We start from the raw sequence: 12,989 nt of genomic DNA on the forward strand, positions 1-12,989 counted from the left end.
CGAGTCGGCAGAAGTGCGGGTCTGCCTCCTGCACTTCTGCCGACTCGGCACTCTCACAGCCTGCACTTCTGCCGACTCGGCACTCTCACAGCCTGCACTTCTGCCGACTCGGCGGTCAGCGGGGTGGCGGCGGCTTCCAGTCGATCTGGTGGGCCAGCCCCACCGCGGCGAGCTGGGAGGAGACCTCCAGCTTGGCCAGGATGGACTTGACCTGGGTGCGGACCGTCGCGTCGGAGACCACGCTGGAGGTCGCGATGTCGTGGACCGTGTCGCCGCGCATCAGATGGCCGAGCACCTGTGACTCCCGAGCGGTCAGCAGCGCGATCCGGGCCTGCAGCTCCTGGATCTCGGCGCGGGTCTGCCGCCAGGTGCGCAGCAGGTCCTCCCGCTCCTCGTGGGTCATCACCGGCAGGCCCTGGTTGATCCGCCGGACGGTGGCCAAGGTGTCGTTGAGCGGCCGGGCCTTGGACAGCACCGTGCGGGCGCCGTTGCGGACCGCCTCGCCCCACCTGCCCCGATCCGCCGAGGCCGTCACGACGACCACGTTGATGCCCGACTTCGCCAGCGGGGCGATGAGCCGGACGCCGTCGCCGAACTGTCCCAGGTCCAGGTCGAGCAGCACGATCCGGGGCCGCTGCCTGATCACAGTGGACAGCAGCGTCGCGGGGGAGCCGGCGGAGTCGGGGATGCCGATGCGGCGCACGTCGTACCCCTCGACGGAGAGGACGACCTCGAGCGACTCCGCGAAGAGGACGTGATCCTCGACGATGAGGATCTTGACCTGGCTACGCGAAACGACGGGCTGAGTCATGGTCAGCGATGTCATGGAGCTCCCCGGATCGTTCGGCGGCGGGCAGCCAGAGCACGAAGGTGGCGCCCTGCCGGTCGGGTACGTCGCGCAGGGTGAGGTAGCCCGCCTGCTGCTCGGCGAGCTTGCGGGCGATGTGCAGGCCGATGCCCTGGCCGCGGGAGTCGGAGCCGCGCACCCCCCAGTCGAAGAGCCGGTCCCGCATCTCCGGCGCCACGCCGGGGCCCGAGTCGTTCACGCAGATCTCGATCGCGTAGCCGACCTGGGTGAGGCTGACCTGGACCGGAGAGCCGCCGTGGAGGGCGCCGTTGTCGAGCAGGATCTGGAGGATCTCGGTGACCGAGTCGGTGTCGCCGCGCGCCCAACGACCGCTTCGGTTCCAGCGCACCTCGCGGCCGCGGGCCTGTTGGGAGAGCGCCAGCGTGGTCAGCACGCTGTCGAGATCGACCTCGCCGAGATCCTCGAGCTCGGCCAGGCCGTTGGGGGCGGTGCGGCCGGGCGCGGGGATGGTGAAGCCCTGCCCGCTGCTCACGAGGCGCTCCAGGCGAGCCAGTTCGGACTGCATCATGCTCTCGAGGAGGTGTCGTCGCTGCTCGGTGATACGCCGGTTGCGAATCAGCCGGCTCGCCGAGGTGATCCCGGCGATGGTCGAGTTGAGCTCGTGCATCCGGGCCCGCTCGACTCGGGCGTCCACCTCGGCGGCGGCGAGCCGCTGCTGCAGCGCGTCGCGCTCGGTGCGGGCCTGCTCGGTGGCCGACCGCAGCGTCACCAGCGCGGCGCAGAGGAGCACCGCGGCGGCGACCAGGTCGGCGACGATGACCACGACCTCCGAGGCACGGCCGGCGGTGACGTAGGCGATCAGGTGCGCGACGCTGAGCAGCACTGTGGTCAGGCTCAGCTGGATCATCTGCCATGGCCGGCGGCCGGGCATGGAGAGCAGCAGCGCGCAGACGACGACGTCGAGGACGACGGTCGCGACTGCTCGCCACAGCCAGATGTGGGGCAGCAGGTCGGGCAGCGCGAGCGCGGACAGCCGGATGCCCGCGAGGACGAGGCCGAGACCGGCGCCGGCGGCGATCGGATCGACCGGGAGGACCCGACGACGCGAGAGGTAGACACACAGCGCGACCGTGGTCAACGCGGTGCCGTCGGCGAGCTGGGTCCACGTGCTCGCCGTACCGCCGCGCAGCAGTTCCGCGGCCATCAGTGCGAGCGCCTCGCAGCCCAGCCCGGCAACCGCGAAGGCTACCCAGGACAGCGACCGGCTGTTGGTCAGCCGCCAGCCGGCGTAGAAGCCCACGGCGGCGATCAGGATCGCCGGCGCGATGATCAGGTCGTCGAAACCGGCGATGTGGCGGAGCGTGCGCTCAGGGGACCTGGACAGACCCAAGGCGAGGGCCGGAATTACGACCATCGCCATGACCAGGACCGAACTGGTGCGGCTCCACATCTTGCGGGGAAAGATATGCAGAGTCATTGGTGCCCTTGTTGCTGGAGGGACACGTCGGCAGCAGGGTCCCACCCCCGTCGCCGTCGTGGCTGCCCCGAGAGCTGCGATTTCCCGGTTTTCAGATATCGATCGCGGCGAACGTATCCGTCCCAACAACTGCGCTTACCGCACGCGGCGGACGCTATACCACAATTTGGGGAGTGTCATCGGCATCGACGCGTGGACTAGTCCAGCCGAAGGTCTCAGCGCGGGTTCGAGAGCGGGGCGTCGTTGAGGGGGCGCATCCCCAAAACAGGTGGCCGTGAGGTTCTGACAGCCGATGCCACAGGATCGCCCAGCAAGATGGCGGCGACCCAGGGGAGAGAGAGGGAGGTCACCCGGTGGTGCCAGGCCGCCTCAAAGTCGCTGTCGCATCGGACCAGGCTCTTGTCGCCGAGGCCGTCCGGGCAGCGTTGACGAGCCGTGAGTTCGCGGCCTTCGCGCTGCGCTGGCCGGGCGAGCAGGCGCTGCCGCGACCTCGCCGGGGCCCGGTCATGGCCCCCGACGTCGGGCTGCTCATCAGCGACCTCGACCGCTGGGCGCGGATCCGGTCCGCCTCGCTGCTGCTCAGCCGGGTCGCCACGCGGTGGCTGGTCCTCACCTCGGCGCCGCCGGGGCCGCTGTGGGGCGCTGTCATCGAGGCCGGCGCGGCTGCGGTGGTGCCCAGCGACACCGGCCTGGACGAGGTGGGCGAGATGGTCCGCCAGGTGGCCCGGGGCGAGCGGGCGATCTCCGCGACCAGCCAGGAGCAGCTGCTGCGACAGTGGAACCGGCTCCGCGAGGAGCGGCGGGAGCTGGGGGAGCGGATGCACACCCTGACACCCCGCGAGCGTGAGGTGCTGCGGCTGCTGTACGCCGGCGAGTCGGTCCTCGAGATCGCCGGCCTCTTCGAGGTCTCCCCGGCGACGGTGCGCAGCCAGGTCAAGGCGGTGCTGCGCAAGCTGGACGTCAGCTCCCAGCTGGGCGCGGTCGCCGCACTGGGCTACCTGCTTGAGCTCGACCCGAGCGATCAGCGGGTGTTCAGCTAGATGATTGATGCACGGGTCTCGCTCGCCGCACGATCCCCGTGCATCAATCATCTAGGCGGCTCGGCGACCCGGTGGCCCGCCCGGTCCACCCAGCCGATCTGTCGGGCCGGTACGCCGGCGACCAGGGCATAGGGCGGCACGTCACGGGTCACCACCGAGCCGGCCGCGACCATCGCCCAGGCGCCGATCCGTACCGGCGCGATGCAGACCGAGCGGGCGCCGATGGCGGCGCCCTCCTCGACCACCACGGCGACCATCTCCCAGTCCGCGGCGCCCTTGAGCCGGCCGTCGGGGGTCACCGCCCGCGGCGTGAGGTCGTTGGTGAAGACGACCGCCGGTCCCACGAAGACGCCGTCGGCGAGCACCGCCGGCTCGTAGACCAGCGCCTGGTTCTGGATCTTGCAGCGGTCGCCGACCACGACGCCGGGGCCGAGGTAGGCGCCACGGCCGATCACGCAGTCGGCGCCCACCCGGGTGTGCTCACGCAGCTGGGCGAGATGCCAGACCAGGGTGCCGGACCCCACCTCGGCGCTCGGGTCGACGTCGGCGGTGGGGTGGAGTCGGGGCGGGTCGGTGACGGTCATGGGCTGGCTCCCTGAGGTTGGCGGATCACGGCAGGCGACCAGGCCTGCTCCAAGAACAGCCGCGGCGTCGCGGCCGGGTCGGTCGCCAGCGACCAGACGTCGGTGACGCCGGCCTCGTCGGCCCGGGTCAGGCCGTAGAGCAGGGTGTCGTCGTCGAGCCAGGCGATCTGGTCGTCCACGTTGCGGCTCTCTCCCGACAGCACGGTGCGCTGCCCGGTGGCCAGGTCCAGCACCGCCGGCGTCCACCAGGTGCCACTGTCGTGGTCCACCCGCTCCTTGAACGCGATCCTGGTGCCGTCGGGAGAGAGCGAGGGGCACTCCACCTGGTCGGCGATGGTGGTCAGGGTGTGCTTCGCCAGGTCGCCGCGGGCCAGATAGGTCCGGCCGCCGGTCGCGACCGTGGCATAGAACGTGTTGTCGTCGGCGGCGAAGGTGACGCCCCAGATGTTGCGGTCGGTCGGTGCCGACTCCTTGCCGTCGAGGATCAGCGTGAACTGCTCCAGGTCGCCATAGCTGGTGCCGTCGCTGTCCTGATCGCTTCGGGCTCCTCCTGCGTCGGACCCGAAGTGGTGGATCTCGGTGCGGGTGGAGAACCCGGTGGTGAGATAGGAGTCGCCGTTGACGAAGGTCGTGCTGGCGACCAGCGAGCCGTCCTCGGAGAGCCGGGTGCGGCTGGGGATGCCGGGCAGGCCGTGGTCGGCGACGGTCCGCCAGTCCGGGTCGAGGTCGGTCTGCTCGAAGGTGGTGACCACGCCGCGCTTGGTGCGCAGACAGGAGGCGCCGGCGGCGACCGCGTAGACCCGGTCGCAGGAGACGCCGGTGAACGTGCGCGGCCCGTCCGGGTCGGCCAGCGACACCTCCGCCACCACGCCGTACTCCTGGTCGAGGCCGGTATGGCGGAACACCAGGACCGAGCCGTCGGGCGCCGTGGTGGCGGTGGCCACGGAGGGTGCTCGCGATCGGAGATCGCGGCTGCGGTGCAACTCGCCGAGGGCGTACGTCGCGCTGCCGGTGCCGACGACGAGCACCGCCGTCGCCAGCACCGCCGTTCGCCAGCCCGGCGTCATGACGCGCGCCGCCACAGCAGCGGGGCGCCGGCGCAGACCGCCACCGCCACCGCCGCCGCGACCAGCACCAGGGCCCGGTGGGGGCCGATGGTGAACCACAGCACCCCGAACCCGACGCTGGCGCCCATCCGGGCCAAGGCGACGACCGTCTGGGCGCAGGCGATGCCGCTGGTGCGCAGTTCGGCCGGCACGGTGCCGGCCGCGACGGCCGCGAGCACGCCGTCGGTGGCGGCGTAGAACGCGCCGAGCAGCGCGAGTGCGACCAGCACCCCGGCGGTGCTGGCGGCGGCGCAGCTGGCCAGATAGGAGCCGGCCAGCAGCAGGTGGCCCAGCACCAGTACCCGGGGCCGGCCGACCCGGTCCGACAGCCTGCCCAGCGGCACCGCTAGGGCGAGATAGGCGAGGTTGGTGCCGACGTACAGGATCGGGAACCAGGTGGCGGCGAAGCCGGCCGAGTCCAGCAGCGCCAGGTAGACGAAGCCGTCGCCCACGGTGAGCAGGCCGAGCACTCCCGCCACGCCGAGCAGTCGCAGCAGTCCGGGCGTCAGCGCGGCCCGCCAGTGGATCGGCTCCGGCGGGCGCACCACGCCGCCGGCGTCGCGCGGCACGTAGAGCGCGAGGACCACGACGCCGAGCACCGCGAAGCCCAGTGAGACGACCAGCACGGTGTGGTAGCCGTCGGGGATCGCCCAGAGGATCCCGAACGCGAGCAGCGGCCCGATCGCGGCGCCGACGGTGTCGAGGGTGCGGTGTACCCCGAACGAGCGGCCCAGATGGGCGGGGTCGCTGGCGGCGGTGATCATCGAGTCGCGCGGGGCGGTGCGCAGCCCCTTGCCGATCCGGTCGGCCGAGATCACCGCCGAGATCGAGGCGACCCCGCCGGCGAAGAGCAGGAGGACCCGAGCCACCATCGACAGGCCGTAGCCGGCCAGCGCGACCCGCTGCGGTCGGCCCGAGCGATCGGCCACCCAGCCGCCGGCGATCCGGACCAGCGCGCTGACGCCCTGGTAGAGGCCGTCGACGAAGCCGTAGGCGACGGTGCCGAGGCCGATCACCGCGGTGAGGTAGAGCGGCAGGATCGCGCTCACCGACTCACTGGAGATGTCGGTGAGCAGGCTGACCACGCCGAGGGTGACGACGAGGCGGCTCACCCGGATGCGGCCACGCATCGTGGACTTGACCGTTGTCGGACGGTCGCTCAGCGAGAGGTACATCAGCTCGCCACCCGCAGGTTGGCGAGCAGGTAGCAGACTCCGTCCTGCAGCGTGACCGTCACGGTCTCCTCACCGTGCCGGAACGCGGCTGCGGGCGCGTTCTCCGGCGCCTGGACGGACTCCTCGGCGAAGCCGCGCTGGCCGAGCACGGTGCGGTAGTGCAGCAGCAGCGCCTTGGCCCCGCCGCGCGGGTCGGCGACCAGGGCGGCCTGCACTCGGCGGCCGGCGACGGTGAGACTGCTCGACTCGATCGTGCTGCCCTCGGGTGGGGCCAGCGCCGCCGGGAAGCCGGTGGCGAGCACGCCGCTGGCGGTGGCGGGCTCGGGCACCTCGGTCAGCAGCGACGCCGGCTGGTCACCCGGAGCGGGCAGGTCGGGCAGATAGGGGTTGCCGCCCGAGGCCGTCGTCGACGGACTGGGCAGCACCTCGGTGGCGCCGCGTGGCGGCGCGGTGGTGGGTACGTCGTCGGGCGAGCGCGTCGCGGAGCCTGCCGAGGCCGTCGGGTCCGCCGGTGCGGTCGGGTCGGTCGGCTCCGTCGTGGCGGCGCCGGCGGGTGTGCTGGCGGGTGTGCTGGCGGGCCCGGTCGCGGGTGCCATCGACCCTGGCACGTTCGCGTCCGGACCCGCCGATGGCCCACCCGACCCGAGCGACCAGCCCAGGAGCCCGACTCCGGCGAGCACGACGGCCACGCCGGTCAGGGCGAGCAGACGTGCACCAGGGGCCATGACCCCAGTCCACGCCGTCGTCGTACGGCCGCGGCACGGAGGGGGGGAGCGATCCCCTCATTTGGGGATGGCAGCGCGGTCGATCCGGGACCTTTCGAGGGGCCATCCGGGACCTCTCGGCGGGCCATGAGGGACCTCTCGGCGGGGATGGGGGGTGGTCAGCGGACCACGTCGCCGGTGAGCTCGCGCCAGTGGATCGAGGACCACTCGTCGATCCGGTCGGTGCGCAGCTCGTGCCAGAGCTCGCGCCCGGCGTCCTGGTCGAGGAAGACCACGCTCTGGTCGCCCACCATGCCGGTACCGGTCGAGGGGGCGGTCAGGAACTCGACATTGGCCGAGCGGAAGTCGCGCAGCGAGAAGGCCAGCTTGGCCATCTGGGTGGTGGACCACTCGGCGTCGACGGTGACATGGCGGGCGAGCGTCGAGAGGAAGTCGTAGAGCAGCCGCGGGTCCTTGCGCATCTCCTGGTGGAGGCTGGCCTCCATCACCGAGCGCAGGAACGCCTGCTGCCGCTTCACCCGGTCGAAGTCGCCGCCGGGCAGGCCGTAGCGCTGTCGCACGTAGAGCAGCGCCTGCTCGCCGTCGAGATGGTGACGGCCCTCCTCCCAGGTCACGTCGTTGGCCGAGTCGTGGACGGTCTCCGGGATGTCGATGTCCACCCCGCCGACGGCGTCGGTCAGCTCCTCGAAGCCCGTCCAGTCGACGATCGCGACGTGGTCGATGCGGATGCCGGTGAGCTGCTCCACCGTCGCGACCGCGAGCGAGGGCCCGCCGTAGGAGAACGCCGCGTTGATCTTGCCCTTGCCGTGACCGGGGATGTCGACCCACGAGTCGCGCGGGATCGACACCACGGCGGCGGAGCGCCGGTCGCCGTCGATGTGCAGCAGCATCAGGGTGTCCGAGCGCTGCTGGCCCGGGACCCAGTCGGCCGCGGCGGCGTCGGTGCCGGTGGTGGCCACCTCCGAGCGGCGGTCGGTGCCGATCAGCAGGATGTCGACCGCGGCGGCACCGGGTGCCCCGGCGGCCGGCTTGGCGGGCCGCTGCGACTCCGGCAGCGCCGCGAAGATGCCGGACATCCGGGTGAGCTGGCTGGAGAGCCGGTGCTCGACGTACCAGGCCACCGCCACCGGGATGCCGGCGAGCAGCGCCAGCAGCGTCACCATCACGACGACGACCCGGCGCAGCCGCCGCCGGGGTGGGCCGGCCGGCGGCAGGTCGTCATCGTCGAGCAGGTCCGTCAGCGAGCAGTCGTCGTCGAGGAGCGGTGCGGTCACGCCAGCCATCCGACTCGCGGCCGGCCGCGAGTCGGATGCTCCGGGGCCGCACCTACCCAATATCGGGGGATCCCGGCGGCCATCTCGCGCCGAGAGCCCGCCGTTGACACAGGGTGGCGGCCATGCCCGTTCCACATGCCCACACCCGGGCCGGTCAGCTGGTGGTGCTGGCCCTCGGCATCGTCATGACCCTGGCCGGCCTCGTCGGGGTGGCGGCCAAGGCCACCGCCGCCGACGATCCCTGCGCGCCCGGCGGCAACCCGATCGTGTGCGAGAACAGCCTGCCGGGGACCGACCCCGAGGAGTGGGACATCTACAACGAGAGCGCCGGCGACTCCGAGATCCAGGGCTTCGCGACCGACATCAGCGTGAACGCCGGCTCGCCGGTCTCGTTCAAGATCGACACCGAGGCCACGGCGTACACCATCACCATCTACCGGATCGGCTACTACGGCGGCGACGGCGCCCGCGAGATCGCCAGCGTGACCCCGTCGGCGACGCTGCCGCAGGATCAGCCCAACTGCCTGTGGGACGCCTCGACCGAGCTGACCGACTGCGGCAACTGGGCGGTCTCGGCGACCTGGGATGTGCCGTCGAGCGCGGTCTCGGGCGTCTACATCGCCAAGCTGGAGATCCCCTCGACCGGTGCCCGCAGTCACATCACCTTCGTGGTGCGCGACGACTCCAGCGATTCCGACGTCGTCTTCCAGACCTCCGACCCCACCTGGGTCGCCTACAACACCTATGGCGGGTCGAGCTTCTATGTCGGCGGGGAGCACGGCCGGGCCTACAAGCTGAGCTACAACCGGCCGTTCGCCACCCGCTCGGGCGGCACCAACCACGACTTCTTCTTCGCCAACGAGTACCCCATGGTGCGCTTCCTCGAGAGCAACGGGTACGACGTCAGCTACCTGGCCGGGGTGGACAGCGATCGCTACGGCAGCCTGCTGCTCAACCACAAGGTCTTCCTCTCGGTCGGCCACGACGAGTACTGGAGCGGCGCCCAGCGGGCCAATGTCGAGGCCGCCCGCGATGCCGGCGTCAACCTGCAGTTCCTCAGCGGCAACGAGGTCTACTGGCGCACTCGTTACGAGCCGTCGATCTCCGAGGACCAGACCGACTACCGGACGTTGGTCTCCTACAAGGAGAGCTGGGGCTGGGGGAAGATCGACACCACCTCGGCGGAGTGGACCGGGACCTGGCGGGACCCGCGCTATGCCGCGCCGAGCGTCGGCGCCGGCCTGCCCGAGAACGCGCTGACCGGCACCATCTTCATGTCCAACCTCACCGACCTGCCGGTCACCGTCACCAAGGAGCAGGGCAAGACCCGGCTCTGGCGCGACACCGGCCTGGCGAGCATGACCGACGATTCGACGGCGCTGGCACCGCACACCGTCGGCTACGAGTCCGACGAGGACCAGGACAACGGCGCCCGGCCGCCCGGTCTGATCGCGCTGTCGCGGACGACCGGGCCGATCAGCGGCCAGTACATGCAGGACTACGCCAACACCACCGGCGACGGCACCACCACCCACTCCATCACGCTCTACCGGGCGCCCAGCGGCGCGCTGGTCTTCGGCGCCGGCAGTGTGCAGTGGACCTGGGGACTCGACGGCGAGCACGACAGCGATGACGACCTGGAGCCCGCCGACGTGCGGATGCAGCAGGCGGAGGTCAACCTGCTGGCCGACATGGGCGCCCAGCCGGCGACCCTGGCGAGCGGACTGGTGGCCGCCACCAAGTCGACCGACACCACCGGGCCGAGCGTCGCCATCACCTCGCCGGCCGCCGGGGCGTCACTGGCCAACGGCGCCCAGGTGAGCGTCACCGGCACCGCCGCCGACACCGGCGGCGGCGTGGTCGCCGGCGTGGAGTACTCCACCGACGGTGGCACCAGCTGGCACCCCGCCGAGGGCACCACCGCCTGGACGATCGACGAGGTCCAGACCGGACTCGGCGCCACCCCGCTCCAGGTCAGGGCCGTCGACGACAGTGCCAATATCGGCGCGACCGCGACCCGGTCCTTCGACGTCTCCTGCCCGTGCAGCGTCTTCGGCGACGCGGCCATCCCCACGACGTGGACCTCGGCGACCGGGCCCTCGCTGCCGGCCGCCGACGACGACAGCGCCGCCGAGCTCGGCCTGCGGTTCTCCCCGCTGGCCGACGGCTTCGTCACCGGCGTCCGGTTCTACCAGGGTGCCGAGAACACCGGCAGCCACGTCGGGTCGCTGTGGAGCAGCAGCGGCGAGCGGCTCGCCAGCGTCACCTTCGCCGACGAGACCGGCAGCGGCTGGCAGCAGGCCACCTTCGCCAGCCCCGTCGCGGTCGCCGCCGGCACCACCTATGTCGTCTCCTACACCGCGCCGAACGGCCACTATGCGGTGCAGACCTACGGCTTCGGGGCCTCCGGCCGCTCTGCGCCACCGCTGGAGGTCGACGGCGGGTACGGCGCCACGCCGGCCGGCGTCTACGGCGTCGCCGGCACCTTCCCGAACCTGTCGTGGCGCAGCTCCAACTACTACGTCGACGTGCTCTTCACCACCACCGACGACTCGCCGCTGGTGGCGAGCGATCAGTGGCCGGTCGCGGGCTCGGCCAGCGTCGCCCGCGACACTACGATCAGCGCCCGGTTCAGCAAGCCGCTGCAGTCCGGCAGCGAGGGCATCACCGTCACCGACGAGCTCGGCGACCCGGTCTCCGGCACCACCTCCTACGCCGCCTCCACCCGCACCATCACCTTCACCCCCGCCGCGTCGTTGAGCGGGTTCGTCGACTACACCGTGCAGCTCACCGGCACCGACACCCAGGGCAACCAGGTGCAGGACGGCAGCACCTGGACCTTCCGCACCGCGAAGCCGCCGGCCACCGCCGGCGTGTGCCCGTGCTCGCTGTTCGACGAGGACACCGTGCCGGCGATCGCGGAGGACGTGGAGCACGCCGCGCTCAATCTCGGCGTCAGGTTCAGCACCGACACCGACGGCACCGTTACCGGCATCAGGTTCTACAAGGCGCTCGGCAACACCCCGTCGCACACCGGCACGCTCTGGTCCGCCGACGGCGCGGTGCTCGCCCAGGGCACCTTCACCGACGAGAGCACCACCGGCTGGCAGACGCTCGTCCTCGACCAGCCGGTGGCGATCGAGTCCGGCGTGACCTATGTGGCGTCGTACCACACCAATGGCGCCTACTCCGCGACCCCGAACGCGTTCGCGAGCGCCGACCTCTCGAAGGGACCGCTGCAGGTCACCTCCACCGCCGGCGCCTACGCCTACGGCGACGGCTTCCCGTCGGCCTCCTCGCCGAGCAGCTATCTGGTCGACGTCGTCTTCGAGCCCGGGGAGACCACCGACTCCGACCCGACCGATCCGCCGTCGGACCCGCCGATCAGCGACACCGCGCAGACCCTCTTCGGGGGCCTGACACCGGTCCAGCCGGCCACCGACGACTCCTCCCCGGTGGAGGTGGGCACCGCCTTCACCCCGGCGGTGGACGGCACCGTGACGGCGCTGCGGTTCTACAAGGGCACCGGCAACGGCGGCAGCCACGTCGGGTCGCTGTGGAACAGCGCCGGCGACCTGCTCGCCAGCGTCACCTTCACCGACGAGACCAGCAGCGGCTGGCAGCAGGCCACGCTCGCCAGCCCGGTGAGCCTCGACGCCGGCACGACGTACGTCGTCTCCTATCTGGCGCCGCAGGGGCATTACGCCTCCACCCCGGGGCTGCTCTCCACCCCGCTCACCTCCGGCGACCTGACCGCGCCCTCGGCCAACAACGGCCGCTATCTCTACGGCGGCGGCTTCCCGACCTACAGCTACCAGTCCACCGGCTACTTCGCCGACGTCGTCTTCGAGCCCGACGCGCTGCCTGCCGTGCCCACCGGCGAGACGCTGTTCGGCCAGACCACCCCGGCGACGGCGGCGGTCAACGAGTCCGACGCCGTCGAGCTCGGCACCGCCTTCAGCCCGACCGTGGCCGGCGACGCGGTGGCGGTGCGGTTCTACAAGGGTGCCGGCAACACCGGCAGCCACGTCGGGTCGCTGTGGAGCAGCGCCGGCGACCTGCTCGCCAGCGTCACCTTCGCCGACGAGACCAGCAGCGGCTGGCAGAGCGCCGAGCTGCCCACACCGGTGCCGCTCACACCGGGGGAGACCTATGTCGTCTCCTACTACGCGCCGAACGGGCACTACTCCGCCACCTCCGGGTTCTTCGACTCGGCCTACACCGCCGGCACGCTGACCGCCCCCGCCGGCAGCAACGGCAGGTTCCGCTACGGCACCGGCGGCGGCTTCCCGACCGGCTCCTTCAGGTCCACCGGCTACTTCGCCGACCTGGTCTTCCAGCCGTCGTCGTAGGGCTCGCACCGCGGGCAGGCCGTGACAGCGTTCGCTCGTAACCCCAATTGAACGGCCGCGGCGACGACCCGGTGCCAGACCGCTGGGTCGACCAACGCCAGGTCCTGCTCGACTCCGGACCCGTCCCGTACGACCTCGACCTGGTCGTCGGTGTCCCACAGCGCCAGTGCCGGGCCATTGCTGTGGGCCGCCGGTTCGGCACCGGCAAGGGCCTTACCACGCCGCGGCGGTAAGGCTCTTGGCCGCGAGCACGACCGCGTCGATGTGTCCGGCGGCGAGCTGCGCCACGGGAGTCGCATCGCCGAGATCCGCATGGGGGGTGGTCATCCAGGCGGTCAGCGTCACCGGGCCACCCGGGAACACCCGCTGGAGCTCGGCCAGGCCGGGAACGAAGCCACGCTCGGCGTCGGGGTCGAACTGCCAGGTGGGCAGACGCCACTCTCGGCCC

At 71.7% G+C, this 12,989-nt stretch carries 8 protein-coding genes and 2 pseudogenes; 2 read left to right on the top strand and 8 right to left on the bottom strand.

Annotated elements, in window-relative coordinates; all coding sequences use genetic code 11:
• Positions 1-115: 115 nt before the first annotated feature.
• A complete protein-coding gene (locus QM595_RS08650) occupies positions 116-811 on the bottom strand; it encodes a response regulator (protein ID WP_415171145.1) in 696 nt (231 codons plus the stop codon).
• Positions 786-2,285, bottom strand: a complete 1,500-nt coding sequence (locus QM595_RS08655) for a sensor histidine kinase (RefSeq protein WP_415171146.1) — start codon at positions 2,283-2,285, stop codon at positions 786-788. The genes QM595_RS08650 and QM595_RS08655 overlap by 26 nt, the downstream gene beginning before the upstream one ends.
• Positions 2,286-2,710: 425 nt before the next feature.
• Here QM595_RS08655 and QM595_RS08660 point away from each other — a divergent pair, with 425 nt between their 5' ends.
• Positions 2,711-3,325, top strand: coding sequence for a helix-turn-helix transcriptional regulator (locus QM595_RS08660; protein ID WP_415171147.1), 615 nt, complete (start codon positions 2,711-2,713; stop codon positions 3,323-3,325).
• Positions 3,326-3,399: 74 nt separating this feature from the next.
• Here QM595_RS08660 and QM595_RS08665 read toward each other — a convergent pair.
• The 5 genes and pseudogenes from QM595_RS08665 to QM595_RS08685 all read right to left on the bottom strand — a co-directional run.
• Positions 3,400-3,909, bottom strand: a pseudogene (locus QM595_RS08665) (acyltransferase); the annotation flags it as partial.
• Positions 3,906-4,976: a hypothetical protein gene (locus QM595_RS08670; protein WP_415171148.1), complete on the bottom strand. Its 1,071-nt coding sequence runs from the start codon at positions 4,974-4,976 to the stop codon at positions 3,906-3,908. The gene QM595_RS08670 and the pseudogene QM595_RS08665, both read right to left, overlap by 4 nt.
• Positions 4,973-6,190 carry an MFS transporter gene (locus QM595_RS08675; RefSeq protein ID WP_415171149.1) on the bottom strand — a complete coding sequence of 406 codons (1,218 nt, stop codon included), beginning with the start codon at positions 6,188-6,190 and terminating at the stop codon, positions 4,973-4,975. The genes QM595_RS08670 and QM595_RS08675 overlap by 4 nt, the downstream gene beginning before the upstream one ends.
• Positions 6,190-6,915, bottom strand: a complete 726-nt coding sequence (locus QM595_RS08680) for a hypothetical protein (protein ID WP_415171150.1) — start codon at positions 6,913-6,915, stop codon at positions 6,190-6,192. The genes QM595_RS08675 and QM595_RS08680 overlap by 1 nt, the downstream gene beginning before the upstream one ends.
• 158 nt (positions 6,916-7,073) lie before the next feature.
• Complete coding sequence (locus QM595_RS08685) at positions 7,074-8,189, bottom strand: LCP family protein (RefSeq protein ID WP_415171151.1); 1,116 nt, start codon at positions 8,187-8,189, stop codon at positions 7,074-7,076.
• 122 nt (positions 8,190-8,311) lie between these two features.
• Between QM595_RS08685 and QM595_RS08690 the strand changes: the two genes are divergently transcribed.
• A complete protein-coding gene (locus QM595_RS08690) occupies positions 8,312-12,541 on the top strand; it encodes a DUF4082 domain-containing protein (RefSeq protein ID WP_415171152.1) in 4,230 nt (1,409 codons plus the stop codon).
• A gap of 213 nt (positions 12,542-12,754) precedes the next feature.
• Here the strand turns inward: QM595_RS08690 and QM595_RS08695 are convergent.
• Positions 12,755-12,989 (bottom strand): annotated as a pseudogene (locus QM595_RS08695) (hypothetical protein); the annotation flags it as partial.

The sequence above is a fragment of the Nocardioides sp. genome (genome assembly GCF_047607185.1).
Classification (GTDB): domain Bacteria; phylum Actinomycetota; class Actinomycetes; order Propionibacteriales; family Nocardioidaceae; genus Nocardioides.